Genomic DNA, 19,064 nt, shown 5'->3' with positions numbered 1-19,064 from the left:
AGTCAACGGAGACGGACAATGGGATTTTTTCTTGAAACCCTGTTTGGCGGCCTGATGGCCGGCATGCTGTACTCACTGGTTGCGCTGGGGTTCGTGCTCATTTTCAAGGCCTCGGGTGTATTCAACTTCGCCCAGGGCGCCATGGTGCTGTTTGCTGCACTGGCCATGGCCCGCTTTGCCGAGTGGATTCCGCAATGGCTGGGCATGGACAACAAGATTGTCGCCAACATCATCGCCTTCTTTCTGGCGGCCGGCTGCATGTACATACTGGCCTGGCTGATTGAACGACTGGTGTTGCGCCACCTGGTGAACCAGGAAGGCGTCACGCTGCTGATGGCCACGCTGGGCATCACCTACTTCCTCGATGGACTGGGTCAGACCATTTTCGGCAGCGACATCTACCAGATCGATGTCGGCATGCCCAAAGACCCCCTCTTCCTGTTCGAGAGCACATTCGAGGGTGGCATCCTGGTCAATCAGGAGGACATCATTGCGGCCCTCATCGCGGCAGCGCTGGTGGCAGCACTTTCCCTCTTCTTCCAGAAGACCATCACTGGGCGAGCCCTGCGAGCTGTCGCTGACGATCACCAGGCCGCTCAATCGATTGGCATTCCGCTCAACCGCATCTGGGTCATTGTCTGGCTGGTGGCTGGTCTCACGGCACTCGTGGCCGGCATCATCTGGGGCTCCAAGCTCGGCGTGCAGTTCTCGCTGTCCACCGTCGCGCTGCGCGCCCTGCCCGTCATCATTCTCGGCGGCCTGACTTCAGTGCCTGGCGCCATCATTGGCGGCCTGATCATTGGCGTAGGCGAGAAGCTCTCCGAGGTTTACCTCGGCAGCTACGTTGGTGGCGGTATTGAAATCTGGTTCGCCTACGTCCTCGCGCTCGTGTTCCTGCTGTTCCGTCCGCAAGGTTTGTTTGGAGAAAAGATCATCGACAGGGTGTGAAACACCCCATCGACGATCTTTCAGCGAAGACTCACTTTGCGCAGCCAAGTTATGTCGCAGCCAAAAGATTGCTATGGAGGCTGACTTTGCACAGCAAAGTCATGCCGTAGCCAAAAGATCTTCGATCGGAGACAAAAAAGTGTTCTACAGAGAAAACGGTCAGTTCAAAACCTCCTACCGCTCGGACCAGCAGATCTTCCCGATCGCACAGGACCGCTGGGCCATGCTCGCCATCCTCGCATTCGCCTTCGTGGCGGTGCCACTGATCTTCGACGAGTACGCCTTTCGCGCCATCATCATTCCCTTCCTCATCCTTTCGCTGGCTGCTTTGGGCGTGAACGTTCTGGTGGGCTACTGCGGTCAGATTTCGCTTGGCTCAGGTGCTTTCATGGCGGTTGGCGCGTACATGGCCTACAACGCCTTTGTTCGTGTCGACGGTATGCCATTGATCGTGGCCTTGCTCATCGGCGGACTGTGCGCCACCCTGGTGGGAGTGTTCTTCGGCATCCCCAGCTTGCGGGTGAAAGGCCTCTACCTGGCCGTGGCAACACTGGCGGCGCAGTTCTTCTGTGACTGGGCTTTCTTGCGCATCGGCTGGTTCACCAACGACAATCCCTCCGGCTCGGTATCGGTCTCTGACCTGTCCGTACTGGGCTGGTCCCTTGAGTCTCCCGTCGATAAGTACCTGTTCTGCCTGCTGTTCGTCGTCGTCTTCGGGCTGTTGGCCAAGAACCTGGTGCGCTCCGCCATTGGCCGGGAATGGATGGCCATTCGCGACATGGACGTTGCAGCAGCCGTCATCGGTATCCGCCCGATGTACGCCAAGCTCAGCGCTTTCGCGGTCAGCTCCTTCATCATCGGCGTCGCCGGCGGCCTCTGGGGTTTCATTCACCTCGGTGCATGGGAGCCCGCGGCTTTCTCGATTGACCGCTCCTTCCAGCTGCTGTTCATGGTGATCATCGGCGGCATGGGCTCCATCATGGGAAGCTTCTTCGGCGCCGCCTTCATTGTGATGCTGCCCATCTTCATCGAGCGCATCAGCCTGGTCGTGGGCATGTCCACCGCCACAGCAGCACACATCACCTTCATGATCTTCGGTGCCCTCATCGTCTGGTTTCTCATCGTCGAGCCACATGGTCTGGCTCGCCTGTGGAGCATCGCCAAACAGAAGCTTCGCATCTGGCCGTTCCCGCACTGAGAAAGCGAATGTGACGATCAAGATCGCAAATGTTGGTTCAACGACTTTTTTTCGGGCAAGCCCTTAGGTGAATCGCCCGATGCGGCTCCCGCTGCACCGGGCTCTACTGACAGGCATGGTTTTTCAAGTGGCTCACTTATCCAAAGGAGACAAAAGCATGAAGCTGCGCAACCTCGCTCTTTCCGTATCGGTGGCATGTGCCACCCTGTCCACTGCACTGGTGTCGCCCGCGGCCCAGGCTGCGGAGCAGTTCTTCCCGGCGCTGGTTTACCGAACGGGCGCCTACGCTCCGAACGGTGTGCCATTTGCCAACGGCTATGTCGACTATCTCAAACTCACCAACGCACGCGGCGGCATCAACGGCGTCATGGTCAGCTGGGAAGAGTGTGAAACAGGCTACGCCACCGACAAAGGAGTGGAATGCTACGAACGCCTGAAAGGCAAGAACGGCGGCGCCACTGTGTTCCAGCCGCTGTCCACAGGCATCACTTTCGCTCTGACCGAGAAGGCACCTGTCGACAAGATTCCACTGATCACCGCAGGCTACGGCCGCAGCGAGTCAGCTGATGGAGCTGTCTTCAAGTGGAACTTCCCGATCGCCGGCACCTACTATCAGGCAGCCGACGTTCTTGTTCAGCACGTGGGCAAGAAGGAAGGTGGACTCGACAAGCTCAAGGGCAAGAAGCTGGCACTGGTCTACCACGACAGCCCATACGGCAAAGAGCCCATTCCTCTGCTCGAGCGCCGCGCCAAGGAGCTGGGCTTCTCCCTGGAGCTCCTGCCAGTGACCCACCCCGGCGTGGAGCAAAAGGCCACCTGGCTGAAGATTCGCCAGAGCCGTCCAGACTTCGTCTTCCTGTGGGGCTGGGGCGTGATGAACTCCACCGCTTTGAAGGAAGCACAAGCCACGGGCTTCTCGCGCGACAAGCTGTACGGCGTGTGGTGGTCCGGCGCCGAGCCTGACGTTAAAGACGTTGGCATGGGCGCCAAGGGCTACAGCGCTGTGACCATGCAGCACGGTGCCGAGTACGACTCTGACGTCGTCAAGGAAATCCTCGACAAAGTCCACGGCAAAGGCCAGGGCACCGGTCCCAAGGAAGAAGTCGGCCAAGTGCTGTACATGCGTGGCGCCATGGCCGCCATGTTCGCCGTAGAAGGCGCTCGCGCTGCCCAGGAGAAGTTCGGCAAAGGCAAGGTTGTCACCGGTGAGCAGGCACGTTGGGGCTACGAGAACCTGGACCTGACCCAGGCCAAACTCGATGCTCTGGGCTTCAAGGGCGTCATGCGCCCGGTCAAGACCAGCTGCAATGACCACCAGGGTGCCAACTGGGCCCGCGTCCACACGTGGAACGGCTCCAAGTGGGAGTTCTCCTCGGACTGGTACCAGGCCGACGACAAGGTGCTTGGCCCATTGGTCAAGGAGATGGCAGACAAGTACGCCGCCGAGAAGAAGATCGAGCGTCGCGCTGCATCTGACTGCGATAGCTAACCCCCGCCGCGCTTCGCGCGCCCCCTCAAGGAGGCGACACCCGCGGCCCGGCAAAGCCGGTTCCGCGGTGTCCTCGAAATGGGGGCTCTATAAGCGAGGCATTGAATGGTGGCTGGCAACAGCCACCATTCAAAAGGCCGGCGTGCCGCGCCTTTTGAATGGTTCATAAGGAACATCACATCATGAGCGAACCCCAAACCGTCCTCAACGTCAACGGCATCGAAGTCATCTACAACCACGTGATTCTGGTGCTCAAGGGTGTCTCCCTGAAAGTCTCGGAAGGTCAGATCGCGGCCATCCTTGGTGGCAACGGTGCTGGCAAGACAACGACCTTGCGCGCGATTTCCAACCTGCTCAAAGGCGAGCGCGGAGAGGTCACCAAAGGCAGCATCGAGTTGCGCGGCGAGCGCATTGAAAACCTCAGTCCAGCCGACCTGGTCAACCGTGGCGTGGTGCAGGTCATGGAAGGTCGCCACTGCTTCGCCCACCTGACCATTGAAGAGAATCTGCTCGCAGGTTCCTACACCCGCACGGACAAGGCCGAGATCGCGCGCAACCTCGAGAAGGTCTACAACTATTTCCCGCGCCTGAAGACGCGCCGCACCAGCCAGGCCGCCTATACCTCGGGTGGCGAGCAGCAAATGTGCGCCATCGGTCGCGCCATCATGGCCAATCCCAGCGTTGTGCTGCTTGATGAGCCCTCCATGGGTCTGGCACCCCAAATCGTCGAAGAGGTGTTCGAGATCGTCAAGGATCTGAACGTCAAGGAACGGGTGACCTTCTTGCTGGCCGAACAGAACACCAACATGGCTCTTCGCTATGCGGACTATGGCTACATCATGGAGTCAGGCCGGATCATGATGGACGGAGCCGCTTCCGATCTGAGAAACAACGAAGACGTCAAGGAGTTCTACCTTGGCATGGGTGGCGGCGAACGCAAGTCATTCCGCGAAGTCAAGTCGTACAAGCGCCGCAAGCGCTGGTTGGCCTGAGCAGAATTCCCCACCCCCGCGACGCCTGCGGCGTCACCCCCTCAAGGGGGCAACACCAGCGGGCCGGCGAAGCCGGACCCACGGTGTTCTCGATTGAACTCTCCTCTATCCAATTTGTTTGGCTACTGCTATGACCGATTTTTTTGATGCACTGGAGACGCGCTCGCAGGATGAGCGCAATGCTGCACAGATGGCAGTGTTGCCTGCACAAATTGCCCATGCAAAGTCCAACACAAAGGCATTTGCTGAACTGTTGCGTGACGTGGACCCTGACTCCATCAACAGCCTCTACGCTTTGGCCCAATTGCCCGTCATCCGCAAGAGTGAGCTGTTGGAGCGCCAGCAGGCGAACCGCTCACAAGACCCCTTCGGTGGGTTTTCTGCCGTGGTACGTGGGCCTGAGATGCAGCGCATTTTTGCCTCACCCGGCCCCATTTATGAACCAGAGGGCACGACCAAGGATTACTGGCGCACTGCTCGCGCGCTTTTCGCTGCAGGCTTTCGCCAGGGCGACCTGGTCCACAACGCGTTCAGCTACCACATGACGCCTGGCGCCTTCATCCTGGAGTCTGGCGCCATGGCGCTGGGATGCACGGTCTTCCCCGCGGGCACCGGCCAGACCGAGCAACAGCTGCAGGCCATGACCGAGCTGTGCCCCGCGGCTTACACCGGCACGCCATCTTTCCTGCGCATTCTGGTGGAAAAGGCCATCGAAAGTGGCCGGGACATCAGCAGTCTCAAGAAGGCGTCAGTCAGCGGCGAAGCATTTCCGCCCAGCCTGTGCCAATGGTTGGCCGAGCAAGGCATCACCGGCTACCAAAGCTATGCCACTGCCGATCTCGGCATGATCGCCTACGAAACGGCCGCCCGTGAAGGCTTGCTGATCGACGAAGGAGTGATCGTTGAAATCGTTCGCCCTGGCACTGGCGACGTCCTGCCCGATGGTGAGGTAGGCGAAGTTGTGGTGACCACGCTGAACACGGCCTACCCGCTTATTCGCTTCGGCACCGGCGACCTGTCAGCCATCCTGCCCGGAACCTGCCCCACCGGGCGCACGGCACGCCGGATCAAGGGCTGGATGGGCCGCGCTGATCAGACCACCAAGGTCCGGGGCATGTTTGTTCACCCGGCTCAGGTTGCGGAGATCAGCAAGCGCTTCGAAGCTGTCACCAAGGCCCGCCTGGTGGTCAGCGGTGAGATGTCCAATGACCAGATGTGCCTCAAGGTGGAAACGGCAACACCCTCCGAAGATCTGGCCAAAGCACTGGCGGACGCAGTGCGCGATATCACCAAGTTGCGCGCCGACGTTGACATGGTCGCTTGCGGCACCTTGCCCAACGACGGCAAGGTCATCGAGGACGCACGCAGCTACGAGTAGGCCAGGGATCGCGCTACCATTGGGCTGTAGCCGACTGGCTCGGTCGGCCATGACCCATAAGCTGCATGCACAGTCCTTGTCATTGGTCCCTTTTATTCCTGCATCGTGCCTGCAAGGCCGCAGTGTGCGCATTGCTGACACTGGCCATCCCGTTGGCCGTTGCTCAGGCGTACCCTGCAAGGTCGATCACGCTCGTTGTCCCGTTCCCTGCCGGAGGTCCGACCGATTCGCTCGCACGCCAGCTGGCCGTGGCCATGCAGCCCTCCCTCGACGGCGTTCCCATTGTGGTGGAGAACACGGCCGGTGCAGGCGGGACCTTGGGCGCGGCCAAGGTCGCCCGCGCCACGCCTGACGGTTATACCTTGCTGATCTGGCATGTGGGCATGGCCGCATCCGGCAGCCTCTACCCCAAGTTGGCCTTCTCCCCCCTGCAAGACTTCGAGTACCTGGGTCTCATCAACGACGTGCCCATGGCCTTGCTGGGAACCTCCCGGCTCCCAGCGGCCAATTACGGCGAGATGCTTGACCACATCCGCCGGCACCGGGGAAGGCTTCATCTTGCGCATGCCGGTCTTGGCTCGGCATCCCACCTTTGCGGGCTGATGTGGATGTCGGCAGCCGGTCTGAAGGAGAAACTCTCCCCTGTGCCCTACCGCGGCACCGGACCGGCGATGAGCGATCTCATCGGCGGGCAGGTGGATGTCATGTGTGACCAGACCACCAACGCCAGCGAACAGATCCGTGCGCAGAGGATCAAGGCTTTTGCCGTCACCACGGAGCGGCCGCTGCTGGACCTCGAGATCTTCAGTGGCTTCCCGACACTTGATCAAGTGGGGCTCAACGGTTTCAACCTCACCATCTGGCACGGTCTGTACGCGCCCGGCGGCACACCTTCAGAGATTCGGCAGAAGGTCAACGACGCCTTGCGCCAGGCGTTGAAAGACCCGATCTTTCAAGCATCCCAGGCCGCACTGGGTGCCAAGGTTGTCCAGGATCACAGGCTGAGCCCCGAGGGCCACAAGGCGTTTGTAGCGCAGGAAACCGAGAAGTTCAGACTGGCCATCGAAGCCACGGGCACTTTTTCCGACTGAGACATGAGCCTGGGAGCGGTGGCGTGGCGTCTGCTTGGCGCAATGGCTGCTAGACGCCCCAGACCACTTCAACATCCGCTGCGTGGCAGCGCTGCATCATTTCGATGAAGGGCGTCACTCTCATGCGCAGGCTCACGGATGCAAACTGCGGCGCTTCTTCGCCAGCCTCTTCCGCTTCCTTCCGCAGGCGCGCCTGCTCTCTTTCCTCGGCGTCGGCGGCAGCCCGCAGCTTTTCAATGGCCTCGGCAAACTCGGCCGGGTGAATCACCCCCGGGCCAGCAGGGTCCTTTCCCAGAATCTCGAGCACTCGCTTGCCATCGGGCTGCAACATGACCAAATCGCCTGTCTCTCGAGACTTGAAGCGGTACAACGACATGACTGACTCCTGCGTATGGCCCGAATATAGAAATTAGAGACGGGCAGATGGACTTGTTTCCACTTCCATTCTGGCACAGACAGTCGTGCGTCCCGGCCAGTGGTACGTCTGTCATGGCTTCAGGTGATTTCTGCAAGCAGCCGGCAGCCCTACGTCTTCTGCCATTCTGCTTTTGCATTCAACATGCTTCACTCCAACCAGAAGCAGTTGGAGAAGCAGAGGCAGAGGCAGTCGCAAAAGCACAGCCAAACATCAACTGCAAAAAAAAAGCCCTCCGGAGAGGGCTTTTTCAATTGGCCTGAGTAACTCAGACCTGTCTGTTTGGTTGCGCGGGCAAGATTTGAACTTGCGACCTTTGGGTTATGAGCCCAACGAGCTACCAGGCTGCTCCACCGCGCGTCAAGAGACTTAGATTATAGCACGATTATTCGGCTGCATCACCTTCAGAAGCATCATTTTCCGGGCGGTCAACCAATTCGATGAGAGCCATCGGAGCGTTGTCGCCCACGCGGAAACCCATTTTCAGAATACGGGTGTAACCACCTGGACGTGCTTTGAAGCGAGGGCCGAGTTCGTTGAACAGCTTAGACACGACTTGTCGAGCTTGGGATGCACCATCCGGGCGCCCTTGCCTTCCAGCGACACGGCTATAAGCCAAGCGACGATTGGCAACATTGTCTTCTTTAGCCAGTGTGATCATCGGTTCGATCACACGACGCAGCTCCTTGGCCTTGGGAAGCGTGGTCTTGATGACCTCATGTTCGATGAGCGATGTCACCATGTTGCGCAGCATGGCCTGGCGGTGAGCGCTGGTGCGGTTGAGTTTACGGAGTCCGTGACGATGACGCATGATGATTTCCTTTCAGTGTTTTGCCACCAGCCGTATCAGGTACTGGTGGTTCGTCATTCAGTTGATGTCGATGGTGTTGTCAGGTCAGTGCTTGTCCAGACCTGCTGGTGGCCAGTTCTCGAGCTTCATGCCCAAGGTCAGACCGCGGGAGGCGAGCACTTCCTTGATTTCGTTGAGCGACTTGCGGCCTAGGTTAGGTGTCTTGAGCAGCTCGTTCTCGGTGCGCTGGATCAGGTCACCGATGTAGTAGATGTTTTCGGCCTTCAGGCAGTTCGCAGAACGGACCGTGAGCTCCAGTTCGTCCACAGGACGCAGCAGGATCGGGTCGAACTGCTGGGTGCTGCGCTGGGCAGGCTGGTCGAATGCGGACAGTTCCACACCTTCGAGCTGAGCGAAGACAGCCAGCTGCTCCACCAGAATCTTGGCAGAGGCACGCACGGCTTCTTCAGGACCGATGGAGCCATTGGTTTCGATTTCGAGAACCAGCTTGTCCAGGTCGGTGCGTTGCTCCACACGAGCGCTTTCCACGGTATAGCTCACGCGCTTGATAGGGGAGAACGATGCGTCGAGGACGATTCGGCCCAGCGAGCGGGACTGGTCGTCGCCGCGGCGCAGGTTACCCGGCACGTAGCCACGGCCCTTTTCCACCTTGATCTGCATGTCCAGCTTGGCGCCGGCAGACAGGGTTGCGATGGCGTGTTCCGGGTTGACGATTTCGACGTCGTGCGGCGTCTGGATATCGGCAGCCGTGACAACGCCTTCGCCGTCCTTGCGCAGGCTCAGGGTCACTTCATCGCGGTTGTGGAGCTTGAAAACCACGCCCTTGAGGTTCAGGAGAATGTTGACCACGTCTTCCTGGACACCGTCAATGGACGAGTACTCGTGCACGACTCCTGCAATGGTGACTTCTGTCGGCGCATGACCGGTCATGGAAGACAGGAGCACACGGCGCAGTGCGTTGCCCAGAGTGTGACCGTAGCCGCGTTCAAACGGCTCCAACGTCACTTTGGCTCGATTGGTCGAGATTTGCTCGACGTTAATGGTTTTGGGCTTGAGCAGATTGTTCAGCATTCAAACTTCCTTCAGTACCCTCGGCTCGTTACACCGATAAGGCCTACGGAGCATGATGGCCCGGCGGCGCTTATCACAACGACCACCGGGAGCGGGATTAACGCGAGTAGAGTTCGACGATCAGGGGTTCGTTGATGTCGGAACCGAATTCGTCACGGTCAGGCGACTTCTTGAACACGCCTTCGGCCTTGTCGGCAGCGACTTCCACCCAGCCCGGAAAACCGGTCTGCTTGGCCAGCTCCAGCGCTTCAATGATGCGAGCTTGCTTCTTGGACTTCTCACGCACGGCAACCACGTCACCGGCTTTGACGGAGTAAGAAGGGATGTTCACAGGCTGACCATTCACGGTGATGGCCTTGTGGGACACCAGCTGACGGGCTTCAGCGCGGGTGGAGGCAAAGCCCATGCGGAATACCACGTTGTCCAGACGGCACTCCAGGAGCGTCAGGAGGTTGGCACCGGTGTTGCCGCGGCGGCGATCGGCTTCCGCGAAGTAGCGGCGGAACTGGCGCTCGAGAACGCCGTACATGCGCTTGACCTTCTGCTTCTCACGCAGCTGCAGGCCGTAGTCGGACGTGCGCTGACCGGAAGTGCGGCCGTGCTGGCCTGGCTTGGAGTCGAACTTTGCCTTGTCTGCAATCGAGCGGCGTGCGCTCTTGAGCAGCAGGTCAGTGCCTTCACGGCGGGAAAGTTTGGCCTTGGGGCCGAGATAACGTGCCACGTTGGTTTCCTTGGTTTATCTGCCGCAACCAAAGGGGCTCATATGGGAGCCCGACGCTGCGGGAGCCACCCGACAAGCAGGGGCAGTGGGCTTAGCAAAAATGCCACCGCAAGCATTTCTGCTGCGGTGGCGCTCGAAAAAAGCTTTCTATTGTACTGCGCAAATGGCGCAGTCGGCAAGCGCGAGACTCAGATGCGGCGACGCTTCTGAGGACGGCAGCCGTTGTGGGGCACCGGGGTCACGTCAGAAATGGACGTGATGCGGATACCCAGGGCGCCGAGGGCGCGAACCGAAGACTCGCGACCTGGGCCTGGGCCCTTGATCTCGACGTCGAGGTTCTTGATACCTTGCTCCATGGCGGCACGACCAGCCACTTCCGAAGCCACCTGCGCAGCGAACGGCGTGGACTTGCGCGAGCCCTTGAAGCCCTGACCACCGGAAGACGCCCAGGACAGAGCATTGCCCTGACGGTCGGTGATCGTGATGATGGTGTTGTTGAACGAAGCGTGCACGTGTGCAATGCCGTCAGCAATGTTCTTGCGGACCTTCTTGCGAACGCGGGCAGCTGCGGAGGAACTCTTAGCCATGTGTGTCCTTCAGATTACTTCTTGAGCGACTGGGCAGCCTTGCGAGGACCCTTGCGAGTGCGGGCGTTGGTCTTGGTACGCTGACCACGCACTGGCAGGCCACGGCGGTGACGGAAGCCGCGGTAGCAACCGATGTCCATCAAACGCTTGATAGCCATCGTGTTCTCACGGCGCAGATCACCTTCAACGAGGTACTGGCCAATAGCTTCACGGATCTTTTCGAGATCGCCGTCCGTGAAGTCCTTGATTTTCTTTGCGTAGTCGATGCCGCATGCTTCGCAAATCTTGCGAGCGCGAGTGCGACCAATGCCAAAGATAGCCGTCAAGCCGATTTCTGCGTGCTTGTGCGGCGGAATGTTGATACCTGCAATACGAGCCATGTGGGTCCTCTATACGTGCGCTCAGCCTTGACGCTGCTTGTGACGCGGGTCCGTGCAGATGACGCGCACGATGCCATTGCGTCGAATGATCTTACAGTTACGGCACATTTTCTTGACCGAAGCCGAAACTTTCATGATGTTCTCCTGAATAACCAAAAATGTACTCTCAGCCTTACAGCTTCACCTGCTACCTGGAACGGAAAACTATCCGTGCCCGCGACAGGTCGTATGGCGTGAGCTCCACTTTGACCTTGTCACCTGGCAGGATGCGGATGTAGTGCATCCTCATCTTGCCTGAAATGTGCGCGAGAACAGTGTGTCCGTTCTCGAGCTTGACTCTGAAAGTTGCGTTGGGAAGGTTTTCAACCACTTCCCCCTGCATCTCGATCACATCGTCCTTGGACATGATGTTCAGCCGCCAATAGATGTCCTGAAATTGGCCTTCTTGAGCAGCGACTCATACTGTTGCGACATCATGTAGTTCTGCACCTGGGCCATGAAGTCCATGGTGACCACCACGATGATCAACAATGAGGTACCGCCAAAATAGAAAGGCACTTGATACTTCAAAATCAGAAACTCGGGCAACAGGCAGACGGCTGTGATGTAGATCGCACCCATCATGGTCAGTCGCACCAGAATCTTGTCAATGTGGCGTGCGGTCTGGTCACCCGGGCGAATGCCTGGAATGAATGCACCACTCTTCTTCAGGTTGTCTGCTGTCTCGCGGCTGTTGAAAACCAGAGCCGTGTAGAAGAAACAGAAGAAGATGATGGCCGTCGCGTAGAACGCCACATAAATGGGTTGCCCTGGTGACAGCGCGCTGGCGATATCTCGCAACCAGCGGGTGGAGTCACCTGTGCTCACCCAGCTGACCACAGTTGTGGGCAGCAAAATAATCGAGGAAGCAAAAATGGGAGGAATCACGCCTGCCATGTTCAGCTTCAGTGGCAAGTGAGACGACTGGCCTGCGTAGACCTTGTTACCCACCTGACGGCGAGCATAGTTCACCAGAATCTTGCGCTGACCACGCTCGACAAACACCACAAAGTAGGTCACCAGGACCACCAGCGCTGCAATGAACAGTGCGGGCAACGCACCCATGGCACCTTGCTCAACCAGTGTTGCAAACTGACCCAGACCACTCGGCAGACCTGCAGCAATTCCGGCAAAGATCAGCAAGGAAATACCGTTGCCGAGTCCACGCTCTGTGATTTGCTCGCCCAACCACATCAGGAACATGGTGCCAGCAACCAGACTGACCACAGCCGTCAAGCGGAAAGTGATACCCGGGTCGATCACCAGTCCTGCTTGGCCTTCCAGGGCCAGAGCAATGCTCAGTGACTGGAAAATGGCCAAAGCCAGTGTACCGTAGCGTGTATATGTGGTGATCTTGCGACGACCGGCCTCGCCTTCCTTCTTCAGCGCTTCCAGCGTCGGAACGACGTAGGTAGCCAGCTGCATGATGATGGAAGCCGAGATATAGGGCATGATGCCCAGCGCGAACACCGTGAAACGCTCCAGCGCTCCGCCCGAGAACATGTTGAACAGGCCCAAAATGCCGTCGCTCTGGTTCTCGAACATCTGCTGAAGCACGTCAGGATCGATCCCCGGCACGGGGATGTGCGCCCCGATCCGGTAGACCATCAGTGCCAGGAACAGAAACCACAGTCGGCGAGTGAGATCGCCGTACTTGCCGGATCTGGCCAGGGTTGCGCTGGGGTTAGCCACGTCTGCTTGCCTTTTTCAGACAGTCAACACTCAGGCGACCGAGCCGCCAGCGGCCTCGATGGCTGCCTTGGCGCCAGCGGTAGCCGCTACGTCCTTGAGCTGGACGGCACGCTTGATTTCACCGCTGAGGATGACCTTGACGCGCTTCGCCAGCTGAGGAATCAGACCGGCTTGCTTGAGCACCAGCAGGTCCACTTCGGCTGCGTCGAGCTTTTGCAGTTCGGCCAGGCTCACTTCAGCACTGAAGGCCAGCTTGGCAGACTTGAAGCCGCGCTTGGGCAGACGACGCTGCAGTGGCATCTGGCCGCCTTCGAAGCCGACCTTGTGATAACCACCTGCACGCGATTTCTGACCTTTGTGGCCACGACCAGCGGTCTTGCCCAGGCCGGAGCCGATACCACGACCGACACGGCGCTTGGCGTGCTTGGCACCCGATGCGGGTTGAATGGAATTGAGTTGCATGACGATACGTCCGTTGCTTACAGCACCTTGACCAGGTAGCTGACCTTGTTGATCATGCCGCGCACTGCGGGCGTGTCCTCGAGCTCGCTCACGCTGTTGAGCTTGCGCAGGCCGAGACCACGCACCGTATCACGGTGCGACTGCTTGCAGCCGATAGGGCTGCGGACCAGTTGTACTTTGACAGTGTTCTGAGTAGTCATGATTGCTCCGATCAGCCCAGAATCTCTTCGACCGACTTGCCACGCTTTGCAGCGACTTCAGCAGGTGTGGTCGATTTCTTCAGTGCGTCGAGTGTGGCGCGAACCAGGTTGTAGGGGTTGCTCGAGCCATGGCTCTTGGCCACGACGTCGGTCACACCCAGCACCTCGAAAACGGCGCGCATTGGACCACCAGCAATAATGCCGGTACCTTTGCTGGCTGGCAGCATCATCACATTGGATGCGCCATGCTCACCGTGAACTTCGTGATGCAGGGAGCCGTTCTTCAGCGACACCTTGACCATGTTGCGGCGAGCCTGCTCCATGGCCTTCTGCACGGCCACTGGCACTTCACGCGCCTTGCCCTTGCCCATGCCAACGCGGCCATCACCGTCGCCAACCACGGTCAGCGCAGCGAAACCGAGGATACGACCACCCTTGACCACTTTGGTCACGCGGTTGATCGCGATCATCTTTTCGCGCAGACCGTCGTCGTTCGCTTCGTTCTTTACGTTTGCCTGAAATTTAGCCATCTTGTGTATCCCGTCTGATCAGAACTGCAGACCAGCTTCACGAGCCGCATCTGCCAGGGCCTTCACGCGGCCGTGATAGGCAAAACCGGAACGGTCAAAAGCCACTTTCTCGATGCCAGCTGCCTTGGCCTTCTCGGCAATGCGTTTGCCGATCAGGGCTGCAGCAGCAGCGTTGCCACCTTTGCCGGCGCCACCGAGTTCCTTGCGGATATCGGCTTCGAGCGTCGACGCAGAAGCCAGCACCTTGTCGCCTTCGCCGGAAATGACGGAAGCGTAGATGTGCAGGTTGGTGCGATTGACCGACAGACGCGCGGTGCCTTGCTGTGCAATGCGGATACGGGTCTGGCGGGCGCGGCGCAGGCGTTGCTCTTTTTTCGTCAACATGATCCTGTTCCTTATTTCTTCTTGGCTTCTTTCATGACCACGCGCTCATCCGAATAACGGATGCCCTTGCCTTTGTAAGGCTCGGGTGGGCGAACGGCACGAATCTCGGAAGCGATTTGGCCAACACGCTGGCGGTCTGCACCCTTGACGACCACTTCGGTCTGGGAAGGGGTTTCAACCTTGACACCTTCGGGCATCACGATGTCAACCGGGTGGGAGAAGCCCACGTTCAGGTTGAGCGTTGTGCCTTTGGCCTGCGCACGGAAACCCACGCCAATCAGGTTGAGCTTCTTCTCGAAGCCCTTGCTGACGCCGGTCACCATGTTGTTGACCATCTGGCGCATGGTGCCCGTCATGGCGTTGGCTTCACTGGAGGCATCAACAGCGGTAAAGGACAGCGAGCCATCCTTGTTTTCGATTTTGACCAGTGCATTCTGGGCCATGCTCAGCGCACCAAGCGAGCCCTTGACATCGATCTGGTCTGCCTTGAGGGCCACTTCCACGCCTTGCGGGATGGCCACTGGCATTTTTCCAATACGTGACATATCAGTTTTCTCCTTCTATGTCCGCATCAAGCGACGTAGCACAAGACTTCGCCACCGACGCCGGTAGCGCGTGCCTTGCGATCGGTCATCACGCCGCGCGGCGTGGTCACGATGGCAACGCCCAGGCCGTTCTGGACCTGAGGGATGGCATTGCTGCCGCGGTAAACGCGCAGGCCGGGGCGGCTCACACGCTCGATGCGCTCGATGACAGGACGGCCAGCGTAGTACTTCAGGGCGATTTCCAACTGGCTCTTGCCGCTCTCGGCCTTGACCTGGAAACCGTCGATGTAGCCTTCGTCCTTGAGGACCTGGGCAATCGCAGCCTTGATTTTGGAAGCCGGCATCGAGACGACAGACTTTTCGACCATCTGTGCGTTACGGATGCGGGTCAACATGTCAGCGATAGGATCACTCATGCTCATTTGTGGTTCTCCTAGTGCTTACCAGCTGGCCTTGGTCACGCCTGGGATTTCACCGGCGAAAGCCATTTCACGGATCTTCTGACGGCCGAGACCGAAGAAGGCAAACGTACCGCGAGGGCGACCAGTGATCTCGCAGCGAGCACGCTGGCGGGTCGGGTTGGCGTTACGGGGCAGCTTCTGCAGGGCCAGACGGGCTGCTTCGCGCTCTTCATCAGAGCACTTGGCATCGTTGGCAGTGGCCTTCAGCTCTGCGTATTTCTTGGAGAACTTGGCTGCGAGCTTTTCGCGCTTGAGTTCACGCTGGAGTAGTGCTTTTTTTGCCATACGCCACCTCAGTTCTTGAACGGGAAACGGAAACCGGCCAGCAGTGCCTTGCACTCTTCGTCGTTCTTGGCCGTCGTCGTGATGCTGATGTTCAGACCACGCAGTGCGTCGATCTTGTCGTACTCGATCTCGGGGAAGATGATCTGCTCTTTCACACCGATGTTGTAGTTGCCACGACCGTCAAAAGAGCGACCGGACACGCCACGGAAGTCACGCACACGGGGGAAAGCCACCGTCACGAGACGATCGAGGAATTCGTACATGCGAACACCGCGCAGGGTCACCATGCAACCGATAGGCTGCTGCTCACGAATCTTGAAGCCAGCGATGGCCTTGCGTGAGCGGGTAACGACAGGCTTCTGACCAGCAATCTTGGTCAGGTCGGCCACGGCGTTGTCCAGCACTTTTTTGTCAGCAACAGCTTCGCCAACACCCATGTTCAGGGTGATTTTGGTCAGGCGAGGCACTTCCATCGAAGACGTGTAACCGAACTTCTTAGTCAGCTCAGCAACAATCTTCTCGCGATACAGTTCTTGAAAACGTGCCATGGTCATGCCACCTTGATTTCTTCGCCGCTCGACTTGAAGACGCGGACTTTCTTGCCGTCTTCCAGGAGCTTGATACCCACGCGATCAGCCTTGCCGGTTGCACCGTTGAAGATGGCAACGTTGGACTGCTGGATAGGCATGGTCTTTTCGATGATGCCGCCGGTCTCACCACGCATTGGGTTTGGCTTGGCGTGCTTCTTGACGATGTTCACACCCTCAACCACGAGGCGGGTGGCATCAGTACGGCTCAACACTTTGCCGCGCTTGCCCTTGTCGCGCCCAGCGATCACGATGACTTCGTCGCCTTTACGAATCTTGTTCATGGTGATACCTCAGAGAACCTCAGGTGCCAGAGACACGATCTTCATGAAACGCTCAGAGCGCAGCTCACGGGTGACCGGGCCAAAAATGCGGGTACCAATGGGTTCCAGCTTGGCGTTCAACAAAACGGCGGCATTGCCGTCAAACTTGATCAGTGCGCCGTCTGGACGACGGATGCCCTTGGCAGTGCGCACCACCACAGCGTTGTAGACCTCGCCTTTTTTGACGCGGCCACGAGGCGCTGCTTCCTTGACGCTGACTTTGATGACATCACCAACGCTGGCATAGCGGCGCTTGGAGCCGCCCAGCACTTTGATGCACATCACGGATTTCGCACCCGTGTTGTCAGCAACATCGAGTCGAGATTGCGTTTGAATCATTTGATATATGTCCCAACTTGAATCGCCCTGCCAAAAAAGCGGCATGGCGCGATCAGTCTTGGGCCCGTCGTCACCAGCTCTTGCAGTACCAGTTGATCAAGGGAGCCACTGCTCTCGTCTTGACTCACCCTGGCGCTGTGTTTGCAGCCAGCTTCGGTGGGCAGATAGGTTTAACCTCGCCTTTTACAGCGAAGCCCTCGATTATGAGCGTGGCGATACCCGATGTCAACACCCCGGGGTGTCTTTTTTACAATTTCCTTCATCAAGGATGGTTCGCAGCCTTCCGCAGCAGGTGGGTCCGCTGGGCGGCATCCATGGGCAGGCGACGACTGCCACTATATAGAGTGGCTAGAGTGGCAAATCCCGCCCCGCCTGCGAGGCGGCTCAGATGCCCTGGCCCGCTGCTTTGCGCAGCTGGCCAGCGGGCAGGTACTGCTCGCACAATCCCATGAAAGCCTGCTCGTCGGGCTGCTTGATACCTTCATCTGAAAGGATGGCAGCTACTCTCGGCGCCATTACCCCGGCTTGTCTTGCATCAAGAAAGAGTGAGCGCCAACGTCTGGCCAGCACATCTTCGACGGTCTGAGCCCATTCGTGCCGGACTGCGTAGCGCACCATGGCCTCGGTAAGCCCCATGCCCAGGTGCTGCGCCGAGCCCGGGCACTGGTTGACAGCGCCAGCCTGGCTTCCATACAGGTGCAACCCGGGCGCTGCATGCATGGGCTGCGCCGCTTGAGGATCGCCGTTAGAAGCAGGGGCACCAAACAGCTTGTGATGGGCAGTGTTGCAAGCGCCTTTACGAGGCAGCAGTCCCGCCGCAAAACACTGCTCAAGCACATCTTCTGCCATGGCCCGATAGGTCGTCCACTTGCCTCCCGTCACAGTGACCATGCCATGCTCGCCCACGACGATGGTGTGCTCACGCGACAAGGTCTTGGTGGCGCCATCTGAGGCATCCGAGGCGGCCACCAGCGGACGAAGGCCTACCCAGACACTGCGAACATCCCCCGGCTTGACGGGTCTGGCCAAAACGCCAGCAGACTCCCGCAGGAGAAAGTCGAGTTCCTCGTCAAAGGGCTCAGGCTCGCGCGGGATGTCCTGCCGGGGTGTGTCCGTCGTTCCCAGGATGAGTTTGCCCAGCCATGGGACAGCGAACAGCACGCGACCATCCCGGGTCCTGGGGATCAGCAATGCGTGATCAGTCGCGAGAAATGACTGATCGACCACGACATGGACGCCCTGGCTGGGGCTCACCATAGGGCGGACACCAGGTCCGGTGCCGGCCTTCGCATGCATGCGCAAATGATCGACCCAGACACCTGTGGCATTGACGACGCAACGGGCCTTCACTTCAATTGCCTCGCTCGTGCGCCGATCCGTGGCCCTGATCGTGTACTGGCGCAAGCCATCAGCATCTCGCTTGCTGCCGGGCGTTTCCGGAATGACGTCGTCCACCCGCGCATGGTTGAGGATGCTGGCACCAGCTTGCTCCGCTGATCTCGCCAATGCCAGTGCAAGCCGGGCGTCGTCGAACTGACCATCCCAGTACCTCACCCCACCCTTGAGGCCGTGTGCGCTCAAGCCGGGAAGACTGTCCAGTGTTTCCTGCCGGGAGAGAAACCGGGTGGCGCCCAGACCCGCCTTGCCAGCCATCAAGTCATATAGCTTCAGCCCAAGCCCGTAAAAGGGCTGGTGCCACCACTGGTAGGAAGGCATCACAAATGGCAGCGGCTGCGCCAGATGGGGGGCGTTGTGCAGGACGTTGGTGCGCTCTGCCAGCGCTTCCCGCACCAGCGAAACGTTGCCCTGAGCCAGGTACCGGACGCCGCCATGGAGAAGCTTGGTCGCCCGGGAAGATGTACCGCCCGCAAGGTCATCCGACTCGAGCAGCACAACCGAGAACCCGCGCAATGCGGCATCCAGTGCAACGCCCAGGCCAGTAGCACCTCCGCCGACGACGGCGAGGTCAAACACGGTTCCGCCGCATGCCAGACTTTCGACGATCTCTTCGCGCTTCATGGTTTGCAGGAGATTAAGGCGGTGGATTTCGGTGGATTTGGCAGGGTTGAGGCACAGCTCCGCTCTCACCCCTCCCTCGGGAGGGGCGCGAGACTCAGGAGCTGTGCTGTGAAACCG

26 protein-coding genes and 1 tRNA gene are annotated in these 19,064 nt (G+C 59.0%); 6 read left to right on the top strand and 21 right to left on the bottom strand.

What is annotated here, in order from left to right:
• Positions 1 to 18 precede the first annotated feature (18 nt).
• From ABWV89_RS14265 to ABWV89_RS14240, 6 genes are all read left to right on the top strand, one after another.
• On the top strand, positions 19 to 948 hold the full coding sequence (locus ABWV89_RS14265; RefSeq protein WP_353398051.1) for a branched-chain amino acid ABC transporter permease: 930 nt from the start codon (positions 19 to 21) through the stop codon (positions 946 to 948).
• Positions 949 to 1,087: 139 nt separating this feature from the next.
• The gene (locus tag ABWV89_RS14260) at positions 1,088 to 2,146 is read left to right on the top strand and encodes a branched-chain amino acid ABC transporter permease (RefSeq protein WP_353398048.1); all 1,059 of its coding nucleotides are present in this window, start codon (positions 1,088 to 1,090) and stop codon (positions 2,144 to 2,146) included.
• A gap of 157 nt (positions 2,147 to 2,303) precedes the next feature.
• The gene (locus ABWV89_RS14255; RefSeq protein ID WP_353398045.1) at positions 2,304 to 3,635 is read left to right on the top strand and encodes an ABC transporter substrate-binding protein; all 1,332 of its coding nucleotides are present in this window, start codon (positions 2,304 to 2,306) and stop codon (positions 3,633 to 3,635) included.
• Between the two features lie 182 nt (positions 3,636 to 3,817).
• Entirely contained in the window at positions 3,818 to 4,627 is an 810-nt protein-coding gene (locus tag ABWV89_RS14250; RefSeq protein ID WP_353398042.1) for an ABC transporter ATP-binding protein, read from the top strand.
• Between the two features lie 130 nt (positions 4,628 to 4,757).
• Positions 4,758 to 6,005 carry a phenylacetate--CoA ligase family protein gene (locus ABWV89_RS14245; RefSeq protein ID WP_353398039.1) on the top strand — a complete coding sequence of 416 codons (1,248 nt, stop codon included), beginning with the start codon at positions 4,758 to 4,760 and terminating at the stop codon, positions 6,003 to 6,005.
• 65 nt (positions 6,006 to 6,070) lie between these two features.
• Complete coding sequence (locus tag ABWV89_RS14240) at positions 6,071 to 7,096, top strand: tripartite tricarboxylate transporter substrate-binding protein (RefSeq protein WP_502903219.1); 1,026 nt, start codon at positions 6,071 to 6,073, stop codon at positions 7,094 to 7,096.
• 49 nt (positions 7,097 to 7,145) lie between these two features.
• Here the strand turns inward: ABWV89_RS14240 and ABWV89_RS14235 are convergent, their stop codons facing one another.
• The 21 genes from ABWV89_RS14235 to ABWV89_RS14135 all read right to left on the bottom strand — a co-directional run bounded on the left by ABWV89_RS14235 (position 7,146) and on the right by ABWV89_RS14135 (position 18,947).
• Positions 7,146 to 7,472, bottom strand: a complete 327-nt coding sequence (locus tag ABWV89_RS14235; RefSeq protein ID WP_353398033.1) for a DUF1840 domain-containing protein — start codon at positions 7,470 to 7,472, stop codon at positions 7,146 to 7,148.
• Positions 7,473 to 7,794: 322 nt separating this feature from the next.
• Positions 7,795 to 7,871, bottom strand: a tRNA-Met gene (locus ABWV89_RS14230).
• 25 nt (positions 7,872 to 7,896) lie between these two features.
• Positions 7,897 to 8,322, bottom strand: a complete 426-nt coding sequence (rplQ, locus tag ABWV89_RS14225; protein ID WP_353398031.1) for a 50S ribosomal protein L17 — start codon at positions 8,320 to 8,322, stop codon at positions 7,897 to 7,899.
• Positions 8,323 to 8,406: 84 nt separating this feature from the next.
• Positions 8,407 to 9,393, bottom strand: a complete 987-nt coding sequence (locus ABWV89_RS14220; RefSeq protein WP_353398028.1) for a DNA-directed RNA polymerase subunit alpha — start codon at positions 9,391 to 9,393, stop codon at positions 8,407 to 8,409.
• Between the two features lie 97 nt (positions 9,394 to 9,490).
• Positions 9,491 to 10,114 carry a 30S ribosomal protein S4 gene (rpsD, locus tag ABWV89_RS14215; protein ID WP_353398025.1) on the bottom strand — a complete coding sequence of 208 codons (624 nt, stop codon included), beginning with the start codon at positions 10,112 to 10,114 and terminating at the stop codon, positions 9,491 to 9,493.
• Positions 10,115 to 10,302: 188 nt separating this feature from the next.
• Positions 10,303 to 10,701, bottom strand: coding sequence for a 30S ribosomal protein S11 (rpsK, locus tag ABWV89_RS14210; RefSeq protein WP_353398022.1), 399 nt, complete (start codon positions 10,699 to 10,701; stop codon positions 10,303 to 10,305).
• Positions 10,702 to 10,715: 14 nt separating this feature from the next.
• Complete coding sequence (gene rpsM / locus ABWV89_RS14205; RefSeq protein ID WP_353398019.1) at positions 10,716 to 11,081, bottom strand: 30S ribosomal protein S13; 366 nt, start codon at positions 11,079 to 11,081, stop codon at positions 10,716 to 10,718.
• A gap of 21 nt (positions 11,082 to 11,102) precedes the next feature.
• Positions 11,103 to 11,216, bottom strand: a complete 114-nt coding sequence (gene rpmJ, locus ABWV89_RS14200; RefSeq protein WP_210852826.1) for a 50S ribosomal protein L36 — start codon at positions 11,214 to 11,216, stop codon at positions 11,103 to 11,105.
• Between the two features lie 52 nt (positions 11,217 to 11,268).
• Entirely contained in the window at positions 11,269 to 11,487 is a 219-nt protein-coding gene (gene infA / locus ABWV89_RS14195; RefSeq protein WP_353398014.1) for a translation initiation factor IF-1, read from the bottom strand.
• A 5-nt stretch (positions 11,488 to 11,492) separates the two neighbouring features.
• On the bottom strand, positions 11,493 to 12,812 hold the full coding sequence (gene secY, locus ABWV89_RS14190; protein WP_353398011.1) for a preprotein translocase subunit SecY: 1,320 nt from the start codon (positions 12,810 to 12,812) through the stop codon (positions 11,493 to 11,495).
• A 30-nt stretch (positions 12,813 to 12,842) separates the two neighbouring features.
• Positions 12,843 to 13,274 carry a 50S ribosomal protein L15 gene (rplO, locus tag ABWV89_RS14185; protein WP_353398008.1) on the bottom strand — a complete coding sequence of 144 codons (432 nt, stop codon included), beginning with the start codon at positions 13,272 to 13,274 and terminating at the stop codon, positions 12,843 to 12,845.
• Positions 13,275 to 13,291: 17 nt separating this feature from the next.
• A complete protein-coding gene (gene rpmD, locus ABWV89_RS14180; protein ID WP_353398006.1) occupies positions 13,292 to 13,474 on the bottom strand; it encodes a 50S ribosomal protein L30 in 183 nt (60 codons plus the stop codon).
• An 11-nt stretch (positions 13,475 to 13,485) separates the two neighbouring features.
• Positions 13,486 to 14,004 (bottom strand): 30S ribosomal protein S5, encoded by a 519-nt coding sequence (gene rpsE, locus ABWV89_RS14175; RefSeq protein WP_353398003.1) that lies wholly within the window; start codon positions 14,002 to 14,004, stop codon positions 13,486 to 13,488.
• Between the two features lie 18 nt (positions 14,005 to 14,022).
• On the bottom strand, positions 14,023 to 14,388 hold the full coding sequence (gene rplR / locus ABWV89_RS14170) for a 50S ribosomal protein L18 (protein ID WP_353398000.1): 366 nt from the start codon (positions 14,386 to 14,388) through the stop codon (positions 14,023 to 14,025).
• An 11-nt stretch (positions 14,389 to 14,399) separates the two neighbouring features.
• The gene (rplF, locus tag ABWV89_RS14165) at positions 14,400 to 14,933 is read right to left on the bottom strand and encodes a 50S ribosomal protein L6 (RefSeq protein ID WP_353397997.1); all 534 of its coding nucleotides are present in this window, start codon (positions 14,931 to 14,933) and stop codon (positions 14,400 to 14,402) included.
• 26 nt (positions 14,934 to 14,959) lie between these two features.
• Entirely contained in the window at positions 14,960 to 15,355 is a 396-nt protein-coding gene (gene rpsH, locus ABWV89_RS14160; RefSeq protein WP_353397994.1) for a 30S ribosomal protein S8, read from the bottom strand.
• 18 nt (positions 15,356 to 15,373) lie between these two features.
• Complete coding sequence (rpsN, locus tag ABWV89_RS14155) at positions 15,374 to 15,679, bottom strand: 30S ribosomal protein S14 (RefSeq protein ID WP_353397991.1); 306 nt, start codon at positions 15,677 to 15,679, stop codon at positions 15,374 to 15,376.
• Positions 15,680 to 15,687: 8 nt separating this feature from the next.
• Positions 15,688 to 16,227, bottom strand: a complete 540-nt coding sequence (gene rplE, locus ABWV89_RS14150) for a 50S ribosomal protein L5 (protein WP_353397988.1) — start codon at positions 16,225 to 16,227, stop codon at positions 15,688 to 15,690.
• Positions 16,228 to 16,229: 2 nt separating this feature from the next.
• Entirely contained in the window at positions 16,230 to 16,550 is a 321-nt protein-coding gene (gene rplX / locus ABWV89_RS14145; protein WP_353397985.1) for a 50S ribosomal protein L24, read from the bottom strand.
• A 9-nt stretch (positions 16,551 to 16,559) separates the two neighbouring features.
• Positions 16,560 to 16,928, bottom strand: coding sequence for a 50S ribosomal protein L14 (gene rplN / locus ABWV89_RS14140; RefSeq protein ID WP_353397984.1), 369 nt, complete (start codon positions 16,926 to 16,928; stop codon positions 16,560 to 16,562).
• Positions 16,929 to 17,312: 384 nt separating this feature from the next.
• Positions 17,313 to 18,947: a glycerol-3-phosphate dehydrogenase/oxidase gene (locus ABWV89_RS14135; protein WP_353397982.1), complete on the bottom strand. Its 1,635-nt coding sequence runs from the start codon at positions 18,945 to 18,947 to the stop codon at positions 17,313 to 17,315.
• Positions 18,948 to 19,064 lie beyond the last annotated feature (117 nt).

It is taken from the genome of Hydrogenophaga sp. 5NK40-0174 (assembly GCF_040372165.1).
In the GTDB taxonomy this organism is placed as follows: domain Bacteria; phylum Pseudomonadota; class Gammaproteobacteria; order Burkholderiales; family Burkholderiaceae_C; genus Hydrogenophaga.
The sequence above is the reverse complement of the archived record's forward strand: the minus strand, read 5'-3'. Positions and strand labels throughout refer to the sequence as shown.

What these genes read in the sequence shown, in the direction of transcription:
- rpmJ (WP_210852826.1), bottom strand. Translation starts at nt 11,216, where the DNA reads ATGAAAGTTTCGGCTTCGGTCAAGAAAATGTGCCGTAACTGTAAGATC.
- ABWV89_RS14245 (WP_353398039.1), top strand. Translation starts at nt 4,758, where the DNA reads ATGACCGATTTTTTTGATGCACTGGAGACGCGCTCGCAGGATGAGCGC.
- rpsE (WP_353398003.1), bottom strand. Translation starts at nt 14,004, where the DNA reads ATGGCTAAATTTCAGGCAAACGTAAAGAACGAAGCGAACGACGACGGT.
- ABWV89_RS14220 (WP_353398028.1), bottom strand. Translation starts at nt 9,393, where the DNA reads ATGCTGAACAATCTGCTCAAGCCCAAAACCATTAACGTCGAGCAAATC.
- rplE (WP_353397988.1), bottom strand. Translation starts at nt 16,227, where the DNA reads ATGGCACGTTTTCAAGAACTGTATCGCGAGAAGATTGTTGCTGAGCTG.
- rpmD (WP_353398006.1), bottom strand. Translation starts at nt 13,474, where the DNA reads ATGACTACTCAGAACACTGTCAAAGTACAACTGGTCCGCAGCCCTATC.
- ABWV89_RS14265 (WP_353398051.1), top strand. Translation starts at nt 19, where the DNA reads ATGGGATTTTTTCTTGAAACCCTGTTTGGCGGCCTGATGGCCGGCATG.
- rplF (WP_353397997.1), bottom strand. Translation starts at nt 14,933, where the DNA reads ATGTCACGTATTGGAAAAATGCCAGTGGCCATCCCGCAAGGCGTGGAA.
- rplO (WP_353398008.1), bottom strand. Translation starts at nt 13,274, where the DNA reads ATGCAACTCAATTCCATTCAACCCGCATCGGGTGCCAAGCACGCCAAG.
- ABWV89_RS14240 (WP_502903219.1), top strand. Translation starts at nt 6,071, where the DNA reads ATGCACAGTCCTTGTCATTGGTCCCTTTTATTCCTGCATCGTGCCTGC.
- rpsM (WP_353398019.1), bottom strand. Translation starts at nt 11,081, where the DNA reads ATGGCTCGTATTGCAGGTATCAACATTCCGCCGCACAAGCACGCAGAA.
- rpsN (WP_353397991.1), bottom strand. Translation starts at nt 15,679, where the DNA reads ATGGCAAAAAAAGCACTACTCCAGCGTGAACTCAAGCGCGAAAAGCTC.
- rplQ (WP_353398031.1), bottom strand. Translation starts at nt 8,322, where the DNA reads ATGCGTCATCGTCACGGACTCCGTAAACTCAACCGCACCAGCGCTCAC.
- ABWV89_RS14255 (WP_353398045.1), top strand. Translation starts at nt 2,304, where the DNA reads ATGAAGCTGCGCAACCTCGCTCTTTCCGTATCGGTGGCATGTGCCACC.
- rpsH (WP_353397994.1), bottom strand. Translation starts at nt 15,355, where the DNA reads ATGAGCATGAGTGATCCTATCGCTGACATGTTGACCCGCATCCGTAAC.
- rplX (WP_353397985.1), bottom strand. Translation starts at nt 16,550, where the DNA reads ATGAACAAGATTCGTAAAGGCGACGAAGTCATCGTGATCGCTGGGCGC.
- ABWV89_RS14250 (WP_353398042.1), top strand. Translation starts at nt 3,818, where the DNA reads ATGAGCGAACCCCAAACCGTCCTCAACGTCAACGGCATCGAAGTCATC.
- rplR (WP_353398000.1), bottom strand. Translation starts at nt 14,388, where the DNA reads ATGTTGACGAAAAAAGAGCAACGCCTGCGCCGCGCCCGCCAGACCCGT.
- rpsK (WP_353398022.1), bottom strand. Translation starts at nt 10,701, where the DNA reads ATGGCTAAGAGTTCCTCCGCAGCTGCCCGCGTTCGCAAGAAGGTCCGC.
- ABWV89_RS14235 (WP_353398033.1), bottom strand. Translation starts at nt 7,472, where the DNA reads ATGTCGTTGTACCGCTTCAAGTCTCGAGAGACAGGCGATTTGGTCATG.
- rplN (WP_353397984.1), bottom strand. Translation starts at nt 16,928, where the DNA reads ATGATTCAAACGCAATCTCGACTCGATGTTGCTGACAACACGGGTGCG.
- infA (WP_353398014.1), bottom strand. Translation starts at nt 11,487, where the DNA reads ATGTCCAAGGACGATGTGATCGAGATGCAGGGGGAAGTGGTTGAAAAC.
- ABWV89_RS14135 (WP_353397982.1), bottom strand. Translation starts at nt 18,947, where the DNA reads ATGAAGCGCGAAGAGATCGTCGAAAGTCTGGCATGCGGCGGAACCGTG.